Origin of the sequence: uncultured Enterococcus sp. (genome assembly GCF_913775425.1) — a bacterium.
In the GTDB taxonomy this organism is placed as follows: domain Bacteria; phylum Bacillota; class Bacilli; order Lactobacillales; family Enterococcaceae; genus Enterococcus_G.
The window spans coordinates 1-22,741 of record NZ_CAJYIS010000073.1 but is presented as its reverse complement, the minus strand read 5'-3'; the positions used below and the strand labels follow the sequence as shown (position 1 = coordinate 22,741).

Annotated in this window: 22 protein-coding genes, 1 riboswitch and 1 other annotated feature; of the genes, 18 read left to right on the top strand and 4 right to left on the bottom strand. The window is 37.9% G+C overall.

Translation table 11 applies throughout. The features are described from left to right. Window positions 1-47 precede the first annotated feature (47 nt). From abc-f to QZ413_RS08595, 9 genes are all read left to right on the top strand, one after another. The gene (gene abc-f / locus QZ413_RS08635; RefSeq protein ID WP_297079306.1) at window positions 48-1,571 is read left to right on the top strand and encodes a ribosomal protection-like ABC-F family protein; all 1,524 of its coding nucleotides are present in this window, start codon (window positions 48-50) and stop codon (window positions 1,569-1,571) included. Between the two features lie 70 nt (window positions 1,572-1,641). Then, complete coding sequence (locus QZ413_RS08630; RefSeq protein WP_297079304.1) at window positions 1,642-2,007, top strand: DUF1622 domain-containing protein; 366 nt, start codon at window positions 1,642-1,644, stop codon at window positions 2,005-2,007. Beyond that, window positions 2,004-2,372, top strand: coding sequence for a DUF1622 domain-containing protein (locus QZ413_RS08625; protein ID WP_297079302.1), 369 nt, complete (start codon window positions 2,004-2,006; stop codon window positions 2,370-2,372). Before QZ413_RS08630 ends, QZ413_RS08625 begins: the two co-directional genes overlap by 4 nt. A gap of 505 nt (window positions 2,373-2,877) precedes the next feature. Beyond that, window positions 2,878-5,322, top strand: coding sequence for a hypothetical protein (locus tag QZ413_RS08620; RefSeq protein ID WP_297079299.1), 2,445 nt, complete (start codon window positions 2,878-2,880; stop codon window positions 5,320-5,322). 25 nt (window positions 5,323-5,347) lie between these two features. Beyond that, on the top strand, window positions 5,348-5,893 hold the full coding sequence (locus tag QZ413_RS08615) for a hypothetical protein (RefSeq protein ID WP_297079297.1): 546 nt from the start codon (window positions 5,348-5,350) through the stop codon (window positions 5,891-5,893). Between the two features lie 62 nt (window positions 5,894-5,955). Next, window positions 5,956-6,618 (top strand): hypothetical protein, encoded by a 663-nt coding sequence (locus tag QZ413_RS08610; protein ID WP_297079295.1) that lies wholly within the window; start codon window positions 5,956-5,958, stop codon window positions 6,616-6,618. Between the two features lie 71 nt (window positions 6,619-6,689). After that, window positions 6,690-6,944: a hypothetical protein gene (locus QZ413_RS08605; RefSeq protein ID WP_297079292.1), complete on the top strand. Its 255-nt coding sequence runs from the start codon at window positions 6,690-6,692 to the stop codon at window positions 6,942-6,944. A 447-nt stretch (window positions 6,945-7,391) separates the two neighbouring features. After that, window positions 7,392-8,774, top strand: a complete 1,383-nt coding sequence (locus tag QZ413_RS08600; RefSeq protein ID WP_297079290.1) for a glutamate decarboxylase — start codon at window positions 7,392-7,394, stop codon at window positions 8,772-8,774. Between the two features lie 13 nt (window positions 8,775-8,787). Further along, complete coding sequence (locus tag QZ413_RS08595) at window positions 8,788-10,206, top strand: amino acid permease (RefSeq protein WP_297079288.1); 1,419 nt, start codon at window positions 8,788-8,790, stop codon at window positions 10,204-10,206. 15 nt (window positions 10,207-10,221) lie between these two features. Here QZ413_RS08595 and QZ413_RS08590 read toward each other — a convergent pair whose 3' ends face one another. The 3 genes from QZ413_RS08590 to QZ413_RS08580 all read right to left on the bottom strand — a co-directional run bounded on the left by QZ413_RS08590 (window position 10,222) and on the right by QZ413_RS08580 (window position 13,340). Continuing rightward, window positions 10,222-12,048 (bottom strand): FtsX-like permease family protein, encoded by a 1,827-nt coding sequence (locus QZ413_RS08590; protein ID WP_297079286.1) that lies wholly within the window; start codon window positions 12,046-12,048, stop codon window positions 10,222-10,224. 11 nt (window positions 12,049-12,059) lie between these two features. Beyond that, the gene (locus QZ413_RS08585; protein ID WP_297079284.1) at window positions 12,060-12,812 is read right to left on the bottom strand and encodes an ABC transporter ATP-binding protein; all 753 of its coding nucleotides are present in this window, start codon (window positions 12,810-12,812) and stop codon (window positions 12,060-12,062) included. A gap of 141 nt (window positions 12,813-12,953) precedes the next feature. Further along, entirely contained in the window at window positions 12,954-13,340 is a 387-nt protein-coding gene (locus tag QZ413_RS08580) for a YxeA family protein (RefSeq protein ID WP_297079282.1), read from the bottom strand. A 297-nt stretch (window positions 13,341-13,637) separates the two neighbouring features. On the opposite strand from QZ413_RS08580, the gene nfsA reads away from it, so the two are divergent. The 8 genes from nfsA to thiT all read left to right on the top strand — a co-directional run bounded on the left by nfsA (window position 13,638) and on the right by thiT (window position 20,693). After that, entirely contained in the window at window positions 13,638-14,378 is a 741-nt protein-coding gene (nfsA, locus tag QZ413_RS08575; RefSeq protein WP_297079280.1) for an oxygen-insensitive NADPH nitroreductase, read from the top strand. A 17-nt stretch (window positions 14,379-14,395) separates the two neighbouring features. Then, on the top strand, window positions 14,396-15,355 hold the full coding sequence (locus tag QZ413_RS08570; RefSeq protein WP_297079278.1) for an L-lactate dehydrogenase: 960 nt from the start codon (window positions 14,396-14,398) through the stop codon (window positions 15,353-15,355). A 65-nt stretch (window positions 15,356-15,420) separates the two neighbouring features. Next, window positions 15,421-15,662 (top strand) — a binding site (T-box leader). A 50-nt stretch (window positions 15,663-15,712) separates the two neighbouring features. Continuing rightward, entirely contained in the window at window positions 15,713-16,558 is an 846-nt protein-coding gene (locus QZ413_RS08565; protein WP_297079276.1) for a MetQ/NlpA family ABC transporter substrate-binding protein, read from the top strand. After that, window positions 16,555-17,586, top strand: a complete 1,032-nt coding sequence (locus QZ413_RS08560; RefSeq protein WP_297079273.1) for a methionine ABC transporter ATP-binding protein — start codon at window positions 16,555-16,557, stop codon at window positions 17,584-17,586. The genes QZ413_RS08565 and QZ413_RS08560 overlap by 4 nt, the downstream gene beginning before the upstream one ends. After that, window positions 17,586-18,245, top strand: a complete 660-nt coding sequence (locus QZ413_RS08555) for a methionine ABC transporter permease (RefSeq protein ID WP_297079271.1) — start codon at window positions 17,586-17,588, stop codon at window positions 18,243-18,245. The genes QZ413_RS08560 and QZ413_RS08555 overlap by 1 nt, the downstream gene beginning before the upstream one ends. 133 nt (window positions 18,246-18,378) lie before the next feature. Then, window positions 18,379-18,900, top strand: coding sequence for a DNA-3-methyladenine glycosylase I (locus tag QZ413_RS08550; protein ID WP_297079269.1), 522 nt, complete (start codon window positions 18,379-18,381; stop codon window positions 18,898-18,900). Window positions 18,901-18,965: 65 nt separating this feature from the next. Beyond that, window positions 18,966-19,943 carry a serine hydrolase gene (locus QZ413_RS08545; protein WP_297079267.1) on the top strand — a complete coding sequence of 326 codons (978 nt, stop codon included), beginning with the start codon at window positions 18,966-18,968 and terminating at the stop codon, window positions 19,941-19,943. A 51-nt stretch (window positions 19,944-19,994) separates the two neighbouring features. Beyond that, window positions 19,995-20,097, top strand: a riboswitch (TPP riboswitch). Window positions 20,098-20,138: 41 nt separating this feature from the next. After that, a complete protein-coding gene (gene thiT / locus QZ413_RS08540) occupies window positions 20,139-20,693 on the top strand; it encodes an energy-coupled thiamine transporter ThiT (RefSeq protein ID WP_297079265.1) in 555 nt (184 codons plus the stop codon). 60 nt (window positions 20,694-20,753) lie between these two features. On the opposite strand, the gene QZ413_RS08535 is transcribed toward thiT, so the two are convergent. Continuing rightward, the gene (locus QZ413_RS08535) at window positions 20,754-21,734 is read right to left on the bottom strand and encodes a polyprenyl synthetase family protein (protein ID WP_297079262.1); all 981 of its coding nucleotides are present in this window, start codon (window positions 21,732-21,734) and stop codon (window positions 20,754-20,756) included. Between the two features lie 108 nt (window positions 21,735-21,842). On the opposite strand from QZ413_RS08535, the gene QZ413_RS08530 reads away from it, so the two are divergent. Continuing rightward, the coding region (locus QZ413_RS08530; protein ID WP_297079260.1) for a prenyltransferase at window positions 21,843-22,741 on the top strand (899 nt) is incomplete at its 3' end.

Below are 22,741 nucleotides of genomic sequence, written 5' to 3'. Positions count from 1 at the left end.
AAGTGCTTCTGGTTTGCTCGTATTTGGACGAGAGAATAGGAGTCTAAATGTCTTCAATTGAATTAAAACAACTAAGTTTTGGCTTTGATCTTCAACAAGAACGATTATTTGATCAGGTGGATCTAGTGATCGATACCAGTTGGAAGCTAGGGTTGATTGGTCGTAATGGACGTGGTAAAACAACACTGTTGAATTTGTTGTTAGGAAAATACGCGTATCAAGGTGTGATTCAATCGACCAAACAATTTGTCTATTTCCCACAAACAGTAGTTGATCCGACACAGTTGACTCAATATGTCATTGAAGAATTGATGACCGGTGAGTTTTGGCAAGTCAAACGTGAATTGACGTTACTGGGGATTACACCAGATATCTTATGGCGACCATTTTCCAGTCTTTCTGGTGGCGAACAGACAAAAGTCTTGCTTGCCTTGCTATTTAGCGAAGAGACACATTTTCCATTGATCGATGAACCGACGAATCATTTGGATAAACAAGCACGCACTCAAGTCGCAAGTTATTTGAAACAGAAAAAACAAGGATTTTTGTTAGTGAGCCATGATCGAGAATTTGTCGATGAAGTCGTCAATCATATCGTATCGATCGAGCGTCATCAATTGGTACTCTATCAAGGAAACTTTAGTGTATACGAACAAGAAAAAGCCAATCGCGATGCCTATGAACAAGCGCAAAACGAAAAACTCAAAAAAGAGATCCACCGATTACAAGAAACCGCAGCTCAAAAAGCACAGTGGGCCGGAAATCGAGAGAAGGATAAACACAATAAACGTAAAGGATTTATCAATAGTGAAGATAAGAACGGGAAAGGCGGAATTGATAAAGGATCGATCGGAGCCGATGCGGCGCGAACAATGAAACGTGCTAAGGCGATCGTCAAACGTGTTGAAAGTCAGGCTGCTCAAAAAGCGACACTTTTAAAAGAAATCGAGATGGTCGATCAATTGATTATGCATCCAAAACCCACGCACCATGATACGCTGATTGAATGTACGAATCTTCAATTAAGCTACGATGGTATCCCATTATTTGAACCTGTGTCCTTTTCGGTTAAAAAAGGGGAGCGACTTGCAATCATCGGACGCAATGGCTCAGGAAAATCCTCTTTACTGGCTGCGATGTTAGGAATATTTACTGGTGAAATTGCTGGGGAGATCAAAATCGCTCACGGAATACAATGGAGTTTGATCCGTCAGCTTTATGAGGATAATCAAGGATCACTAGAAGCGTTCGCTGAGCAAGAAAAAATCGCGTATCAAGATTTATTGCATAATTTGCGTAAATTAGGTGTGGAACGTGAAACATTCCTACAATCAATCGAAACGATGAGTATGGGGCAACGCAAACGAGTCGAAGTCGCTCGCTCACTGACTCAAGAAGCCGAAATCTTTATTTGGGATGAGCCTTTAAATTACTTGGATGTCTTTAATCATAGTCAGATCGAAGAAGCTATCTTGCGTACACAACCGACGATGCTTTTGATCGAACATGATCAACGATTTATTGAAACGATTGCGACAAATATCCTTGATCTAGATCAAGCACGTGACTAGATTGTTATTGGACGAATCAAGTAATCTTCTTTACAATAGAAAGAAATTGTAAAAAAAGGTGGGGCAGACGATGTTTGGTGTAGATGCAGGAGTAGTATTAGAATGGCTCGTATTTTTACTGAATTTATTTTCGATCTTGATTTTATTAGTGGGAATAGTGCTCGTCGTAAAAGGAATCTTTTTCACGCAACCAATCCAAAAAAACTATGCGCTGAGAAACAATCGCAATGCTGAAGTACGCAAGATTTTAGCGAGTTATATCTTATTAAGTTTAGAAGTATTGGTCGTGGCCGATATCGTCGAATCGATCTTAAAACCAACCTGGTTAGATATTTTAAAGCTAGCCTTAACCGTCATCATCCGGACCGTCATTTCGTATTTCTTAAATCAAGAAATTGAAGAAAAAGCGCAAGCAGAACACGAGGTGAGCCAATGAGCGCAGAATGGATCGAACAAATCTTATCGTATTTTGAGTACATCGTAAAAGCCTTAGAACTATTTGCAATCGTCTGGCTGCTTTGGGGCGTGTTGCTTTCAGCAAAAGATTTCTTTTTATTTACCTTTGAAAAAGTGTCTGTCAAAGACATGCGCATCGAAAAAAATAATGCCATCAAAAAAATGCTCGGCGGCTATATTTTATTAAGTTTAGAGATCTTGATCGCAGGTGGGATCATCGAATCGATCATCAAACCAACACTTCAAGATATCTTTCAACTTGCCGCACTCGTTGTGATCCGAACGATCATCTCGTATTTCTTGAATAAAGAAATCGGACCGGTGGATGTAAAAACTGGAGAATAAAGGAAGACACCGAAACGATTTGGTTTCGGTGTTTTTATTTCATTTTATTGTGAAAAAAATATAAAAAGAATGGATTTATGTTTAGATTTACTGATGTCTTTATAATTTATTAAAATAACAAGTGAGATTTAAATGGTTATTTTCAGAAATCAATGTAAGTTTAGCAATGAAAATAATACTAGTATTCGGAAAAGATATAATTAATAAAATAGCTATAGTTATTATATGTTTTAAGCCTTTTTCGAGGTAAAATTATTGTTTGCCTTTTAGGGCTATGCTAAAATTTAAGTGTAGATAAGGGGAAATTATACATAATTTTTTTGGGGGAAAAAGAGTAGTATATCATTTTTATTGTCACATATTCTTTTTTAAATCATTTTATTCTCATTTAATTGCCATGTTTGGTATTCACAATATCAAGAAAGAAATAATCTCCCTGTTTTCTTTTTTTCTAGTTCATTTTTTATATACTAAAAAATAATGAAAGGAAGTGAGCAGCGCCTCCATGAAAAAACTACCACAAATGCTTTTACTCAGTACGATAAGTCTAGGGATTTTAAGCCCACTTATAGCAAAAGCAGAAACCACAGATACAACCAATACAACAGAAACAACGACAACAACGACAACAACCGAATCGCTACCAGCTTCAGATAGCAATACGTTAGGAACTACTGAAATAAGTGAGCCAGTAAAGAATACAAGCGAGACGACTACTGGAAGTACCGAAACGACAACAACCGAAACGACAAATACCGCAACACCAACGACCGCGGATAGTACGGAAAGTTCAACAGGATCTAGCGCAGTTGAATCTAGCGGTGAAACTGTAGAGGCAACTGTTTATAGTGATGCAGTAACTACAGACTCAGTGCAATTGATTAGCGGGATTAATGGAGATGGAACAAAAGAAAATCAGTTTCAAGTTAATAGTTATACAGAGTTATTAACAGTTGCTCAAGAGGTCAACAAATCGTCGTATTATACTAATTATAACAATGGAATTGTTTATATTAATGCAACTTCTAATATTGATTTTGCAGGTAAGGATAGGATCTCTTTTACGAATAGTAACGGAATAGTTATAGACGGTGCTAATTTAAAACTAGCTAATTCAAATACTAATCGAGTGTTATTCTATCATAATATCGCACCTGGTAGCGAGAAGGGAATGTTTAGTGCTGCTGCGGGTGTTTCTATTACATTTCAAAATATAAATTTTGGATCAGAAGAGTATCCTGTACAGAATTATTTTGGAATTTGTTATACGAGTAGTAGAGTAAATACAACACAAACATTTCAAAATACTAGTTATTATGCAAATTACGGGGGGCAACCTTTCTTCTCTACAGGGACTAATAGTACGATAAATTTTTCAGAGAGTAACACGTTCTTTACAGCTAATCCAAAATCTGGCCAATATAACGAAGAATTTGCTGAATTCCAAGGAACAATTAATTTTTTGAAAGATAGTAATGTTGAAATAGTATCTAAAGGGTTAAATGAAGGTGGAACTGGTTTTTTATGGCTTTACGGAAATAGTAAACTAAACGTTGAAGATAGTGCTTCCGTAAAAATTACTTCTGCTAAGCAATATTTTATATACGGTAATACTTTGGATATAAGTCTAAAACAAAATTCTAGTTTCATTTACCAATACGATCCTTATTACAATGGAACATTGCTTTCAACAACGAGTAGTAATAATTTAAACAATAGCGATAGTAGATTATTGAATGTTAGTTTGGATCAAAATAGTAAATTTTCTTTAAAAACTTTAGGTCAACCGTTTACCAATGCCAATGTTCGAATCAATAGCATGCAAAACCCTGAATTAGTAAGCTTCGAAAATAATTCTACAAACTCTACTTATAGTTCTAGCTCTGTTTTTACGGGGAGTAAGAACTCACTGCAGTTTGGAAACGCAAGTTTAAATAATAATGGGAACAGTAATACTGTACTGTATAAATATGAAGTTTCTCCTTCTGGAACGAATTCAGCTCCATCAGTTAATCCAGTTATCAATGAACCTGGAAAGATATTATCTTCTTCTACTACTCCGAACGTGGGTACAATTACTAACTATAGATCGATAGTTTATCAACCTGCAGTTACAGTTAATGGAATTTCATCTACCGGTACTAGTTCATCAGACATTAGTCAACTTACAAGTAATTTAACTGGAGTTTCTAGTGCTTTGGACAATAGTTTTACGTATCAGTCTCAATATTATATTTCAAATAGTACAACGGTGCTTGATGATGCAACAGTTACTTCCAAGTATACAAACGCTAATGCTACACCAAATAATTCAAGTACACATGATGATGGAAGTGTATATAAAGCTTTAACAACTTTGCCTGCTACTTCTACTACTGACGGCGATCAATCAACGAGTGCAGTTCTCGATCAATTGTTATCTGGAACTTATACTGTTTATGGAAGATTACAAATTAACGATGGTAATGGGAATTCGTATTATACACCTTGGAAAAATACGACAGCAGCAGTAGATCCTTATACGTCTTTGATTTTTCCAAATGCTATTGATTTAAATAATAGTTTTACGTATAAACCAACAGGAAATTCTTTGGGATTGGTATTTAATGATAAAAATCCGCTGTACACTATTGTTAATAATAGTAATCAAGTTGTTTATGTCAAACCAATCCAGATGAGTCCGCAATCGGATAATGAAGTATCTTTAGTTTCAGATATTTCAACAAGTGGAGATAGAGAATTAAAATTAAATTTGATTTCTCAAACGAATACCCCAAATTGGAATTTAGCAGATTTATCAGGTTCAAGCTTACAATTACAACCGTATTGGGATAGTAATGCTAGTAAGCAAAAATTTTATTTTTATGGAGAATATAGTGGACCGGTTATTACTAATGATAAAGCTACATTCAGTTACGATTTGAAATTTAATATTAGCTCAAATCCATAGCAGATTTAGGAAGGTGATAAAATAAATGCAAACAGAGCAGAACCAGGAAGAAGAAAAACAGAAAAAGAAACGTCTATTGTTGCTTTTATTGTTACTATTATTGCTAATCGTTGGAGGTTTCTTTGTTTATAAAGTATATTTTGATAAACAGCAAGAAGTAGCAACGATCGTAGCCGGAGATTTTTTGCCAGATGGTAAAGATGCATCCAAAATGACAGATGATGAAATCAAAAAATATGCCCAAGACGCAGTAGATAAAAGCAGTTTTAATATGCGAATCGTCTCTGAAGCTCATTTTGATAAAGAGACAATGAAAGGGAGTTTGGCGATCCAAAATCCTCCACAAAACTCCCAGCCTGTAAATGTGGTGGTGACTTTAGACAACGATAAATCAAAAGTTTACGAAACAGGCGCTATCCAACCTGGTGAAGAAATAAAATCGGCAACATTGATTCAAAAATTGAATCCTGGATCTTATCCAGCCACAGCTACTTTCAATATCTATGATCCAGATACGAAGAAGAAGCAAGGTGAAGTCCAAGCGTTATTAACTTTAATAGTTGATAAATAAATAGTTTCAAAAAATAAAATACAAAGGGGAAATAGATCATGAAGAAAACATTATTAGGTTTATTGTTATCAACAAGTTTATTGGCAGTGGGAGCGGTTAGTGTATCGGCTGTAGAAAATACCAATCCAGATGGTTCCGCTAATGATAAAGTAGTAAACGGTGCAAATGAAAGTAATGGAACTGTGAATGATGACAATGTAGAGACTACTGTTCCTATCAATGGTACATTAGGTGCTAGTAATACCGATCCAGATGGAGGATTACCAGAAAATGATCCAGCATGGATAAACGTAACCGTTCCAATTAAAACAACTTTTGGTGCAACTTCTGGAATAGCGGGCGCTACATTGTTATCACCAATTTATACAGTTCAAAATAATTCTGGACGTCCTGTATCTGTAGCTTACGAAAGTATTGCTCAACAAGCAGATACAACGGATAATTACGGTCTTGATTTGACTCTAGAAGCTACTGCTGTTAAAGGTGCGACTATAGTAAATAAAACAACAAATTTGATTACTGCTGGTGACATTCAGAATCCTGCATCTCCAACTGTAATTGCGAATTTAGACGCAGTTACTACACCTGGAGCAACTGGAACAGCGACTGAAGGTTCGGGTGGAGTGTTTAACTTTGAATATAATGGGACAGTTGGTGATGCTGTTAGTAGTATTACAAAAGTAAACTATACAATGACTTTACAATTTAAAGCCTTAAATAAATAAGGATGCTGATTTAAGATATTTAATAAACGTATTAATAAAGAAATAATATTAGTATCTAAAGGAGGGGTGTCATGAATGACCAAATTGATGTAACGGGTATTTTAGGGCAGGAAGAAACGGAGGATCCACAAAATCCGATGCAGCCAGGAGATGGAAATACTACAAAGCCGTCGACTACACAGACGTATTATGGGGTGTTGCCAAGTACTAATGAATACTTGAGTTTTTATCTTTTGGGTCTAGGAGTGACGATCTGCCTGACCGTACTAGTGTTACATCGCTTAAAGAAACTCTCTAATCAATTAAAATCTACTGATCGACGATAGTTGACGCTAAGTTTTATGGCGGAAACTCATTGTTCAGAAGATGACGAGGGTAGGTAACCGAGATCTTTTACAAAAGATCTCGGTTTTTTTAATGACCAAAGAACAATAGCTAGAAAGTTATGTAAAACATCAGGCAGATAGCATAACACTCATAATAATAGTAACACGTATGTGACTAGACACCTAGACCAGAAATTTCACGTTTCGTGGACAAAAATGGGAAACTCTACCCACATGAGGAAATAAAATAATTTTACTGATTCAATTGATTATCAATTTCTGCATATTATATAACTTAAGCTATCATTTATGTAAGGCATTCGTTCGTTCGTTTCCACACAAAATCAGCTATAATAAAGAAGTACAAAAGAAGATGGGGCACTTTGGACTTTGGTCGTCAGGGAGCGATCATCACTATCAAATGAACATAATTAGGAGGAAATGAACATGAGTGACTACAATTCAATCAACAATCCGATTTTTGGTTCAATCCAAGCAAATGAAAATGTGATCTTAAAGAAATTAAGAAAAGAGCCGGTCAGCCCGACATTAGCTTATCGTTTGATCAAGGATCAATTGATCGATGAAGGAAATGCTCGACAAAACTTGGCAACATTTTGCCAAACCTATATGGAACCTGAAGCTCAAAAATTGATGTCTGAAACATTTGAAAAAAATGCGATCGATAAATCCGAATATCCCAATACAGCTGCGATCGAAGAATCATGTGTACAGATCATCGGTGATCTGTGGAATGCACCAGATCCTAAAAAGTTGATTGGAACATCTACTGTTGGATCAAGTGAAGCGTGTATGCTTGGTGGGATGGCGATGAAGTTCAAATGGCGTAATGAAGCACAAACTCGAGGTGTCGATATCCAAAAACAAAAACCAAATTTGGTGATTTCATCTGGTTATCAAGTTTGTTGGGAAAAATTCTGTGTCTATTGGGATGTAGAGATGCGTACCGTACCGATGGATGCCAACCATATGAGTATCGATGTCGATAAAGTCATGGATTATGTCGATGACTATACGATCGGGATCGTGGGGATCTTAGGGATCACCTATACTGGTAAATACGATGATATCAAAGCGTTAAATGACAAAGTCGAAGCGTTCAATCAAGAAACGGGTCGCGAGTTAGGCATCCATGTCGATGGTGCGAGCGGTGCGATGTTTGCGCCATTTGTGTTTCCCGATTTAGAGTGGGATTTTAGATTGAAAAATGTCGTGTCAATCAATACATCTGGTCACAAATACGGTCTAGTTTATCCAGGTGTTGGTTGGATCTTGTGGCGTGAGCGCCATTTCTTACCGGAAGAATTGATTTTTAATGTGAGTTATCTTGGTGGCGAGATGCCTACGATGGCAATTAATTTTTCTCGTAGTGCTAGTCAGATTTTAGGACAGTATTATAATTTTTATCGTTTTGGTTTTGATGGTTATCGTGCGATCCATCTGCGTACGCAAAAAGTTGCGATGAAGATCGCTCAAGCGATCGACTCATTTGATATTTTTGAATTATATAATGACGGTGAAAACTTACCGATCGTCTGCTATCGTCTAAAACCTGATGCAAATGTAGAGTGGAACCTTTATGATCTAGCTGATCGTTTGCAAATGAAAGGCTGGCAAGTACCCGCTTATCCACTGCCGGAAGATTTAGAAAATGTGGAGATCCAACGGTTTGTCTGTCGTGGTGATTTTGGGATGAATATGGCCAATGCATTGATCGAAGATATCAAGACTGCAGTAGCCGAACTAGATAAAGCGAATGTATCGATGCATGCTGACGAAGGCCCTCATGTTCATGGCTTTACCCATTAAGGAGTGAGTGGAGATGAACGAAGGACAACAAAGTAAAATGTCACGTTTTGCTTTTTTCTCAATGACAGCTTCTTTATTTATCACGGTATATGAGTACCCGACGTTTGCTGCGTCGGGGAAATCATTGATCTTCTTTTTACTTCTTTGCGGGATCACGTGGTTTTTACCAGTAGCTTTATGTGCTGCAGAACTGGCGACGATCAAAGGGTATCAAGAAGGTGGGATCTATAGCTGGGTCGGAAAACCTTTGGGAGAAAAATTTGGCTTTGCAGCTTTATTTTTTCAATGGTTTCAGATCACCGTCGGCTTTGTAACAATGATTTATTTTATCGTAGGGACGTTAGCATATGTCTTAAATATTCCAGAAATGAATAGCAATCCATTGTTTAAGTTTTTAGCAGTCGTTCTTATTTTTTGGGTACTCACATTAGTCCAATTCAAAGGGACTGAGATGACAGCGCGTCTAGCAAAATATGGTTTTTCGATCGGGATCGTTTTACCAGTATTGATCTTGACTATATTTACCATTCTTTACTTTATGAAGGGACATACGTTGTCTTCGAATTTTACGAAAGTGCCTTTCTTCCCTACTACAAAAGATATCGGTGCTTTGACGTCATTTGTTTTAGCTTACATGGGTGTCGAAGCTTCAGCACCACATTTTTCATCGCTAGAAAATCCGCAAAAAAACTATCCTAAACTATTGATTTTACTTGTTCTTGTGGGAATCGTAATGAGTACATTAGGTGGCAGTATCGTATCGATGGTACTAACAGGAACCATCTCATCAAATCAAGGAGTGGTGGATACGGCGACGCTATTGTTTTCACCAGGACATTTAAGTTGGGGCGTTCGTTTGATTGGCTTTTTGATCTCATTTGGGATCTTTGCCCAAGTCAGTTCTTGGATCGTCAGTCCAACAGAAGGATTACAATTTGCGGCGACGAAAGGTTTATTACCTAAAGGATTAGCACAAAAAAATCAGCATCAAGTTCCCGTTAAGATCTTGGTGATCCAAGCGATCATCGTAACAATCTGGGCTGCTTTATTAACATTTGGTTCTGGTGGTTCGGGCGGGATCGCCTTTCAAGCAGCGATTTCAATGACTGTTTTGATTTATCTAAGCGCCTATATTTTGTTCTTTATCGCCTACTTTGTCGTTTTGCACAAACATCAAGATCTACCACGCGAATATCAAATTCCTGGTGGCTTGGTCATTAAAAAAATCGTAGCCAGCTGCGGTTTATTAATCTCGGTCAGTGCAGTGATCACGGCATTTATCGTGCCGACGACGATCAGTAAAAGTCAAAGTGGATCTTATCTACTATTATTGGCAAGTTGTTTTGCCGTGACGCTCGTGTTACCATTCATCTTTTATCGTGTTTATTCCGTAAAAAATATCCAAAAACAAAAAAATGATCTTACCCGATAAGGTAAGATCATTTTTTTAGTGTTGTTTTTCTTTTGGCAAGACAATGCTCGTGTAAATCCAGATCGTTGCAAGGTAATACAGTGCATACAGTACGATAAAAATCGTAAATGGGATCCAGATATTATGATACGGTTGGCTAAGTAGTCCTTTAAACATTTTTAAACCAAATAAAACATGGATACTTCCTAGAACACCCGGTAGTAAAAATAAGATACCAATTTCTTTACGAATCGCTTGTTTTAATAAACTTTGTCTTGTTCCGATCTTACGCAACATTTCGTAACGAATGGCATCACTATTTGCAGAAGATAAGATCTTGAACATCAAGCAGCTAGCTAACATCGTTAAGAAGGCGATCCCTAGGAAGAAGCCCATAAACTCAAATCCGGAAAATAGCGAATTGTAGATGTTAAAGACATAATATTTTTGAGAGAAGCTATTCTCACCATTTTCGCCACCAAGTGAAGGATTGTTTTTTTCGTTTTCAGCTACTAGAGCTTTGATCTTGTCCATTGAGGTCGTAAAGTCTGCAACATTTACGACTTGAAGTTGGCTTTCATCCAGACCTAGCGTATCAAAATCTGCTTGGCTGATCATTTTGATAGTTTTTGTTTTTTGATCAGGTAATTCGATTGCTTGTAATTGATATTGTGCGTGTTCGTTTTGCTCGATCTGTGTGGCATCATATTTTTCTACTTTATCCGTTGCTTCTCCTGAAGTAAAAATCGACTGATCTTTTACTTCTAGTGGATGTTGGTCAAATTGTTCTTTGATATAATAGATCGTTTGGTCATCTGATTTTTGATCGTAGACTACATTTAACGTTGGATCAAGTGCATTCACACTAGCTTGATCGATTTTTTGTGCGTTATTTAAGACAAGATCATAAGGTGCCACTGTATTCGTGTAAGTCATGATCTGATTACGAAAACCTAATCCAACGGTTAATGCACCAAGTGCTAGAGCAAATAAAATCGAGACCATTGATAGGATCTGTGTGAATTCGCGTACACGAAAACTTAGTTGTGACAAGGTGAAATTAGTTAACTTGCGAAAAACGATCGAGTTTGATCGTTTGAGTAAACCGATGACAAAGATCACGACCGAATGGAAGATCAAATAACTTCCTAAAATAATCGTGACTAGTGCGATTCCTAATCCCATAATTTGATACTTGATCATGTCAGATAAGAAATAGTAGCCGATCGCTAATGAGATGATCCCGACGATCGTTTCTAAAAATAACAATACAGGATTGCGTTTTAGACGCACCGGTGTACCTTGTTCTTTTAGTAGCTGTAAGACCGATTTTTTAACGATCGAAGAAGCATTGATAAATGAAGCAATCAAAAAGACAGCAACGAAATAGATCAGAGTTGCTAGCATGGCGGAAATGCTGATTGGTGTATAATGGCTAACACTAATGTTTAATTGGTTTACCAGTAATTGATTGACCAGTGCGGTTAGTCCAGTTCCGATCACCATTCCGACGATCGTAGCGACGATACCTGCTACAAACGTTTCGATAAAGATCATTTGAGCGATTTTCCCTGTTCGTGCACCTAATGTCATCAGCATCGCATAGGTTTTTTGACGCAAGGTCATTAAAAATGAGTTTGCATAAAGTACGTAAACAAAGGTGATGATCGCAAGTAAGACGGTTCCTAAGTGAAAGACAAGACCGACTGCGCTGATGGTGTTGCTGTGTTCTAAGAAATCTTTATTTGTAGCTAGACTTTCAAACATGTAAAAGATAGCAGAAGCGATTGCCAGTCCGGAAAATAAAATCATATAATCACGTAAGCGTGTCTTGATTCCTGTCAGTGAGAGTTTCCAAATCATCTTGAGACCTCCTATTGTTCCAGATTTCCTAGAGTCGTTAAGATCTCTTGATAGAATTGATTACGTGTTTTTCCGCCACGAGTAACTTCTTGATGGATCACACCATCTTTAATAAATAAGATACGTTTACAATAGCTTGCTGAAAAAGGATCGTGAGTCACGAGTAAGATCGAGACTTGATCGTTTTGATTTAATTCTTCCATCATATCTAGTAGATCTTTGGCGCTTTTTGAATCCAGTGCACCTGTAGGCTCATCACCTAATAAAATCGCAGGTTGTGTGATCAATGCGCGGGCAGCGGCGACCCGTTGTTTTTGGCCACCAGATAGTTCAGCTGGATATTGATTTAAGATCTCCGTAATTCCCAAACGAGTGGCTACGGTTGCGATTCGTTCTTTGATTTCTTTTGGTTTGACACCTTGTAAAGAAAGTGGAATCGCAATATTTTCACTAGCTGTCATTGTTTCTAATAAGTTGAATTCTTGGAAGATGAAGCCAATTTCTTTGGCACGAAAATCAGCTAGTTGATTGCCTTTTAGTGCGGTTAAATTACGATCATGGATCATGATCTCACCCGTCGTAGGTTGATCAAGAGTCGATAAAATATTTAATAGAGTTGATTTACCAGAACCAGATGCCCCCATGATCCCGACGAATTCACCTTTTTCGACAGTAAAATCGATACCACGTAAGGCTTGTGTTTGTTTTTCGTTTTTCTTCCCATATACTTTTGTAACTTCTTTTACTTGTACAATCGTTTCCATAACTTCCTCCTGTATGAATATGAATAGAAATCGACCGTTAAGTCCAAACATCACTAATTTGGACTAAGCGATCGATGTCCTTAAGTACTATACTAGTTGATTGAATCTAAAACTTCTAGGGACTTAAGAGGTATTTTTAGATTAATCGTTGGCGTTTAACACGTCTAATGCTTTGGTTGGAATTTTCTCTTGTGCGATATCATTTGGACCACTGACGATTCTGGTTTCACTGATTTCTGCTGAAATATAAGCTCCTGGTGTCAATGGTTGTGGATCATCACCACTAAGTTCATAGTCCATTTGTGTTTTTTCGCCTTTATCATTTACAAATGTGAAAGTGTAGTCGTAAGAGTAAGAGCCGTCGACTACATTGCCATTTGCATCTTTAGTCTCGTGTTTTTCAGGTACAGTTGTAGGTACTTTAGCATATGCTTCATGACCATTATAGGTTTTTTGATAGTAATTAAATCCGAAGACACCTCCGATAACGACAACGGCCAAAATAGCAATCCCAATAATTTTTTTCATAATTGAAAACCCCTTTGTAATAGTTTTGTTACGTTTATTATGAAAGATTTTGAAAGTAAAAACCATAGAATCAACTAACAGAACTGTTAGGTAAGCCATTTTTTGTCTAAACTGAGGAATAAAGTCATGTAATACCTTGGTTTTATCGGCTTTTATTTGATTAAAAGATTCTTAAGTCTTAAGTATAAATAGTCAAAAGCGGTGATTTTCTTCGTTTAATTAGAATCAAGATGCGTGTTGTACGACTTGGTTTTATGCTATCCTATATAAGAAATCAATGATAAAGGAGTTTAGCACATGAATCAAACGATCCAAAACATGCTCGAACATGTCTCAGTACGTGCATTTGAGCAAAAAACATTGTCCCCAGAAATTAAACAGACTTTAGTATCGGCAGCACAAAGCGGTTCGACTTCAAACTTTGTCCAAGCCTATTCGATACTAGAAATCACGGATCCTGCATTACGTGAACAGTTAGCCGATATTACGAATAGCGCACCTTATGTAAAACAAACTGGCACTTTTTATGTATTTGTCGCAGATTTGTATCGTCATGCTGAACTTTTACGTCAAAATGGTGAGGATCTAGCTGGTGTCAGTAATACCGAAGCGTTATTGGTTGCTGTAGTGGATGCAACGATCGCTGCACAAAATATGGCACTAGCAGCAGAATCTCTAGATCTGGGGATCTGTTATATCGGTGGAATCCGTAATGATATTGAACAGATCGCCAAATTATTGGACTTGCCTGATCATACATTGCCTTTATTTGGGATGACGATCGGTTATCCAATTGTTAAAAATGAAACCAAGCCTCGTCTGCCACAAGCAAATGTAGTAGCTGAAAATACTTATCCCAAAGCAACTTTTAGTGATTTCTCAGCATATGATGCGCAATTAGAAACGTATTATGGTGCACGCAGTAGCAATGCTCAAAAAGCTGATTTTTCTTCTAAAATGGCTGAATTTTTTGGCGTGACACGTCGTAAAGAGATTGCTGCATTTTTAGTAAAACAAGGATTTGATCTAAAACAATAATAGAAAAGAGGATGAGTATGTATATCAAACCATCGAAAGTAGCGATCGTTGGAACTGGTTTAGTGGGTTCTTCAACTGCTTTTAGTTTAATTACACAAGGTGTTTGTGATGAAGTACTATTGATCGATATCAATGAAGAAAAAGCCGCAGGAGAAGTGCGAGACTTGCGTAATTCGATTCGTTATTTAGACCGCAATGTGAAAGTCAAAACGGCAACGTATGCTGATTGTAAAGATGTCGACATTATCGTGATCACAGCAGGTGCGCCACCCAAAGCCGGACAAACGCGTTTGGATACGTTAGATTTAAGTGCTAAAATCGTCAAATCAATCGTAGAGCCAGTAATGGAAAGCGGATTTGATGGGATCTTTTTAGTCGTCTCAAATCCGGCTGACATGATGGCCTACTTAGTGTACCGCTTGTCTGGATTACCAAAAAACCAAGTCATCGGTACGGGTACTTCTGTCGATTCCGCACGTTTACAAAATTTTGTCGCAGATCTAGTTGATGTTGATCCTCGTAGTATCTATGCCTATGCAATGGGAGAACATGGTGATTCATTGATGGTTCCTTGGTCGACAGTGACCGTTGCTGGAAAACCGATTTTTGATGTGATCAAAGATAATCCAGATATCGTCGGTGAAGTTGATCTAGCAGATCTTGTCACAAAGACGACTAAAGAAGGCTGGGAAATCTATAACCGGAAAGGAACGACTTATTATGGGATCGCTTCTGCTTGTGTAGGGATCATCAAAGCCATTTTATTTGATGAAAATTCGATTATTCCAGTTTCGACTTTATTAGAAGGCGAATATGATGAAGAAGACATTTATGCTGGTGTGCCGGTCGTGTTAAATCGTGAAGGTGTATTTGATGTGTTAGAGATGCATATGACGACAGAAGAACAAGCCCAATTTGCACATTCAGCTGATGTGATCCGTACGTATACTGAAAAAATTCGTTCGTATATCGACTGATTTTTGATGAAAAAAAGATTGACAAACGATTAAAATAAGATTATAGTTTTCGATAACTTCATATAATCATTGCGTTGAAAAGAAGAGTACACGAAGATAAAAGCCAAGAGAGTTCCTGGATGGTGAAAAGGAATGTTTTAGAATCGTCGAAGATGGTCTTTGAGCAATTCACAGGTGAGTAAGTATGAGCCTGTGACGGATGTGCCCGTTAGCGCAACCTAGTATGATGGTACTAGTCGAGGTCGTTCTTTGTAAAAAGACGATAAACAAAGGTGGTAACACGAAAGCATTCGCTCTCGTCCTTTTCTATTTAGAAAAGGATGAGGGCTTTTTTTATTTTAAAAGGGGGAATTGATTATGAAAACAACAACAAAATGGGGATTAGTAGCACTAGGATTTGTCGCAACCTTTGTATTAGGAGCATGTGGTTCAAGCGCTTCTGGACAAGAAGACGACACCAAACTTGAAACAAAAGTCGTCGGAGTAGCTCCTGGACCATACGGGGAGATGGTAACAGATGTGATCAGTCCATTATTAAAAGAAAAAGGCTTTGTATTGGAAACGAAATTATTCAATGATTATATCCAGCCAAACAAAGCATTAGCTGGCGGACAGATCGATGCCAATCTATTCCAACATACATCTTATTTAGAAAAATTTGCTAAAGATAATGACTTAAAATTAAGCGTCGTGCAACAAGTGCCAACACTAGGCATGGGGCTATATTCAACGAAATTAAAAGAATTATCAGAGATCAGTGATCAACAAACGATTGCGATTCCAAATGATGCGTCTAATCTTGCTCGTGCGTTAAAATTGTTAGCAGCGAATGACTTGATCACGTTAAAAGCAGATATCGATGAAACGAAAGCGACCGTCAATGATATTGCGACCAATCCTAAAAATCTAACGATCAAACCTTTAGAAGCGGCTCAATTAGTTCGTTCGCTTGATACCGTAGATGTAGCAGCAGTTCCTGGGAACTTTGCTTGGGCAGCAAAATTGGATCCAGCTGATGCGTTGGCTTTGGAAAAACTAACAGATAACTACAAAAATGTCTTTGTTGTCCGCACAGATGAGAAAGACAGTAAATTTGCTAAAGCAGTCAAAGAAGTTTTAGATAGTAAAGCGTTCCAAGAAAAAATCGCTGATTCACCATTTAAAAACTTCGAACATCCTGCATTTTGGAGTGAGCAAAAATGAGTAGAGCCATAAAATTAGTCTTAAAACAAGTCAATGTAACGTATACCAAAGAGAATACGAGCGTCCATGCAGTCAAAGATGTCGATCTCACCGTTTATCAAGGAGAGATCTTTGGGATCGTGGGATTGAGTGGTGCAGGGAAAAGTACGTTGATCAGAACACTAAATGGCTTGCAAAAACCATCGAGTGGCCAGATCTTGATCGATCAAGAAGATATCGTACCGCAAAAAGGGAAGGCACTACGTCAAACGCGTCAAAAAATCGGAATGATTTTTCAGCAATTCAATCTGATCACCAATCGGACAGTAGCACAAAATTTGCTGTTTGCATTAAAAGCCAGTCACTATCCAAAAGAAAAACGAGAAGCACGGGTACGTGAATTATTACAGCTTGTCGATTTAGAAGAAAAATATGCCGCGTATCCTAATGAACTATCTGGTGGTCAAAAACAACGGATCGGTATCGCCAGAGCTTTGATCAATGATCCTGAGATTTTACTTTGTGACGAAGCGACGAGTGCACTAGACGTTGAAACGACAGAAGAAATCTTAAAATTACTAAAAGAGATCAATCAACGGTTAAACTTGACGATCGTATTTATCACCCATGAATTAGAAGTGGCCCATCGCTTATTTGATCGGATGGCAGTTATGGAAAATGGTGAAATCGTTGAACTAGCAGAAACGTATCACTTATTTGCTACACCCAAACATGAATTGACTAAGCGCTTAGTCGGACGATATTTTGATCTAGATTTTCCAGAAGAGTTAGATCAGCAACTGTCAACAGGAACTTTGATCGAACTACGGTATCAAGGGACATTTGCACTGGAACCACTCATCTCGGAAATCTCCAAACAATTTCCGGTCACGATCAGCATCGTGCATGGAAAGATCGAATATATCAAAGGTCAAGCGATCGGGATCTTACTCGTTCATTTGCAAGCCGAGACAAAATATAAAGCTTCGGTTTTAGAAGTACTAGCTGATCGTGTAGCGCAATGTACGATCATTAAGGAGGTCGCTTGATGGAAAGCACGTCAGAAATTTTACGATTATATTTGCCAAAAGCTTTGTTAGAAACGGCAGAAATGGTTGGTATCTCAACGATCGTTGGTGTAGTAGTTGGTGGTTTGGTCGGCTTACTCCTTTTTTTAGCAAGTCATGAACTATTTATCAAAAATCGGGCCTTACATCGAATCGCAGGATTCATTGTCAATGCGATCCGTTCTTTGCCATTCTTGATTTTACTAGTGACGTTATTGCCAGTATTGGCCTTGATTTTAAAAGATCCGTATACGCCATTAGGTGGTGCGCTTGCTTTATCGATTGCTGCGATTCCTTTTTTTGCCCGAATCGCCGAAGGAGCTTTTGCAGATATCGATCCAGGAGTTTTAGAAGCTAGTGTGGCACAAGGGGCTACGATCCCTCAAATCATTTTCAATGTATTGTTACCAGAAAGTCTGCCAGCATTGATCCGTGGAATCGTACTTACGATCATTAGTTTATTGGGATACTCGGCGATGGTTGGTACGATCGGAGCCGGTGGGATCGGTGACTTGGCAATTCAATACGGGTACAATCGCTATGAAACTGGTGTCTTGTTGAGTGTCATTTTACTTCTTGTCATATTAGTGCAGATCATTCAATGGACTGGCGATAAAATCGCGAGCTATTTTACCCACTAGATCAAACGTTAGCTTCTCATTCAATGGAGAAGTTAACGTTTTTTTGTCATGTTTTTCTAAAGCTTTCGTCACGATTTTTTCATAGAAACTTGTTATAATCAAGAGAGCATCTGAGCTATAAGGAGGAGTTACCATGGTCTATCGTTGTCAATGGGTAAAAGATGATCCAATCGAACAAGCTTACCATGATACAGAATGGGGAAAAGTCCATCAAACAGATGAAGCATTGTTTGAAGCACTGACTCTTGAATTGATGCAGTCTGGCCTAAGTTGGTCAACGATTCTAAAAAAACGGGCTAATTTTACCGCAGCATTTGCGAACTGGTCGATTCCAGAAATCGCACAATTCACCCCTGAAAAAGTCGATGAACTGATGGAAAATCAAGGGATCATACGTCATCGTAAAAAAATCGAAGCCGTAATCGCAAACGCACAAGCCGCACAAAAATTACAAGAAACATTTGGTGATTTGGCGACGTATTTTGCAACATTTACGGTCTATATGCCCGACCCTAAAGAGACGGCGCTTTTTTTGAGTAAGGAATTAAAAAAACGAGGCTTTAAATTTATTGGACCCACAACGAGCTACTCGTTCATGCAAGCTGTAGGAATGGTCAATGATCATGAAAAACAGTGTGCATTTAGAGAGGTGTGACCTGTATTAACAAGTATTTAAAATGGACTGGGATGAGTATCATTGGTCTTTTAGTAGTATATCTGATGATCTCCTATTGGTTTATTAGTTTTTTATTGATTTTAGCGCTAGTGCTTTTAGTCGTTCAAACAGTGCTCGCTAGAAAATATCATTTTCGTAACCGTTTGTCGCTCTATTTAGTATTGACGATGTGTTTTTGGTTGAGTGCGACACTAGTCGTTAGCCAACTACATATTCCTAAAGTCGTAGCGGTTCATCGTTTATTTCAAACGACGAAAAAAGCGACTGACACAAAGCAAGCAAGCGAGACGAAAACAACTGACACGCTAGAGACGCGTTTGAAAAATGCTTGGCAACCAATTTTAACCGAACAAAAAAATCCAGTAAGTATCGCGATTTGGGCAGATGGTCAATTGATCACTGATCAAAATAGTAACGAGCGCTTTTATACCGCAAGTATCGTCAAAGTAGCTGTCGCGACCCTTTTATTGCATACGATCCGTGAAAATGGGGAGACCCTTGATGAAGATGACTTAGAGTCTTTACGTTCAATGATCGAAGATAGCGACAATGAGGATACAACCTATTTATTAGATGAAAAAGCAGGTGGTTTAACTGCGTTACAAGCTATGTTTGATACCTTGAATATGAACGATACGAAAGTCGATGAAGAGAGTTGGGGATTGACTCAAACGACAGCAAGTGATCAAATCAAGTTGTTACGGACTGTTTTTGAGACTTCTGATTATTTAACAAAAGAAGAACAAGCTCAGATCCAAGAGTTGATGCGAAATGTTTCTGATGAGCAACGTTTTGGGATCGGCACACTTTCTGAGAATGTTGCCTTAAAAAATGGTTGGTTAAATGATGAAAAAGAAGATGGTAGTGAAACGTGGATCGTCAATAGTATCGGACAAGTCTCAAGTAATGATACACCGTATTTGGTGGCGATCCTATCTGCGGATAACGATACAATGGAATCGGGTGAAAACTTATTAGCAAGTCTAGCCGCAGCAAGTAATAACGTGTTGAATTCAAAATAACTTGCGCTTTTTTATCATTATGTTATGCTATCTAGGAACAAAAAAATTGAATGATTCACAAAGGGGAGTCCATCTGGGCTGAGAATGAGCAGTGCTCTAAACCCTCTGAACCTGTTTCGATCATGCGAACGTAGGGATTGTGAGAGTGACATAAATATGTCCTCCTTTGTGGATTCAGACAAAGGAGGACTTTTTTTGCAACAAAAAAATCGGATATGGGTGGAAGGAACGATCATGGCAGCACTGGGAATCGTGTTGTCTTTTATTCCACTAAATATCGGCAGTAGTTTTTCAATATCTTTAGGTCAGATCCCACTGATCGTATTTGCTTTAAGACGTGGAGTCAAAGCAGGAATGGCGGCAGGACTTGTTTGGGGATTATTGCATTTTGTAACAGGGATGGCTTATTTTTTAACACCTGTCCAAGTCGTATTAGAATATCCAGTAGCCGATGCTTGTCTGGGATTAGCCGGGATATATGCAGTTAAACTGCAAAATGGCTTAACACGAGACAACCGTCATCAAGTAACGATCGCCGCCATTCAAGGTGTTTTTTTAGGTACATTTGTACGTTACATTTTTCATTTTATCGCGGGTTGGATCTTTTGGGGAGCTTATGCTCTTTGGGGAATGAAACCGTGGCTCTTCTCACTTGTAATGAATAGTGCCAGTGGACTAGCAACAGCACTGGTTACGATGATTGCCGTATTGATTTTATTAAAGATCAGTCATATTTTTCAGCCAAAATAAAATGAACCGAGAGCGATCGCTCTCGGTTCATTTTTTCACAAAGGTAAAGATAATGGACAATTAATAATTACGTTCAAGCAATTGTCGGGTTAGTTTTTCGATTTGGTCACGAGCAGGACCTTGTGGTAATTGTTGAATACCGTTTAGTGCTCGCTCAGTATAATCTCTAGCAAAGGCTTTGGCTTTTTCTACACCATCATAGTGATGAACAAGTTTGGCTACTTGCTTGGCATCTTCTGGTGTCAGTTGTTCCTTTTTGTCTAACAAAGGTTTAAATGCTTCTGCGTGCTCTGCTTTTGCTAACAGTAGCGGCACAGTGTAGACACCTTGCGCTAAATCTTCTAAAACCGGTTTTTGTAAGACTTCTTCATCAGCCGTGTAATCTAGGATATCATCATAAACTTGGAATGCGATCCCGATATTGCGGCCGATCTCACCAGCTAATTTTTCGATTTCTTGTGAAGTTTGTCCAAAATGAGCCCCTTCTAAGCAAGCTAACCAAAATAATTCCGCCGTTTTACCATCGACGCTTTGAACATAATCTTCGATCGTTTCATTTTCTTTAAAGCGGTTGTTCATTTGATCAAGTTCACCTAGTAGCAATTGTTTCATTGCTTGAGCGTTGGTTTGCATAAAAGGTGAGCCGTTCATCGTATCGATCAGTAACTCAAAAAATAAAGTAAATAGTAAATCCCCAGTATAGACAGCTACGTCTTTACCATAGTGCGATTGTACAGTGATCACGCCACGACGTAGTGGAGAATCATCGATAATATCATCATGGATCAATGTTGCCATGTGAAGTAATTCAATTGATGCCGCAATTTTTGCTAAGCGGTCTTTGTCTTGTTTTGTACTATCTCCCAATTCAGCAAATAAAAAAAAGAAGGCTGGACGAAGGTATTTGCCACCTGCGCGGCTAAATTCAACCAAAGTTTCTTGGATTTCTTTGTTACGAATCGTCATGTGTTCTTCTAAAATTGAGCAAACGACTTGGAGTTTGCTCTGAATTGTAGGATAATCGTTCCAGTATGAGTGCATAATACAGCCCTTTCGGTAGTTATAATAGGATAGTCATATTCTACCTTATTTTCTATCAAATTGGCTAATTTTATGCAACTTGTAACAATTCAATGAAAGGAGAAGCGTATGTCATTAAAAGTATTCTTAGAATTAGTAGAATTTAAAGCAAAAACCGCAAGTGTGTTACCATTTTTGATCGGATTGTGTTATAGTTGGTATCATTACCGGTCCATTCATCTCGGATTTGTTCTAATTTATTTTCTTGCAATGTTTTTATTCAATATGGCCGTCGATATGCTCGACAACTATAACGATTACCATCACGCAACAGATATTCATGATTATCGCGAAAAAACCAATATTATTGGTCGGGAAAATCTATCAGTTCGCTTGGTGTTCTGGCTGATGACCAGTATGATCATCGTTTCCGCAATTATGGGATTGACCCTTGCGTATTTTGTTGGCTGGCCACTTTTTTGGATGGGATTATACTGTTACTTAGTAGGAATTTTTTATTCATCTGGTCCTAGACCTTTGTCTAGCTTGCCTTTAGGCGAGTTTTTCTCTGGGTTTACCATGGGCTTTATGATCTCATTGATTTGTGTGTACTTAAACACGTATGAATCGTTTGAATGGAATTTTTCAAGTATTTCCAGTATTTTTATTATAGCATTGCCGAATACACTGTGGATTGCAAACTTAATGCTTGCAAATAACACATGTGATATGGAAGAAGATGAAAAGAATAAACGGTATACATTAGCACATTATTTGGGCCGTAAAGGGTCATTGAATTTATTTGTGTTTTTTAATCTGTTTGCATTTATAGGAATTATCGCGTCTGTACTACTTCATTTGGCACCTGTAACAGTTTTACTGTCATTATTGATTGTGCCTTTTGTTTACAAACAAACGAAATTGTTTTTAGCAAAACAAGTGAAAAGAGAAACATTTATCTGTGCTATTCGTATTTTAGCTGTCGGATCGGCGGTGCAAGTACTAACTTATCTGTTGGGTATCTTAAT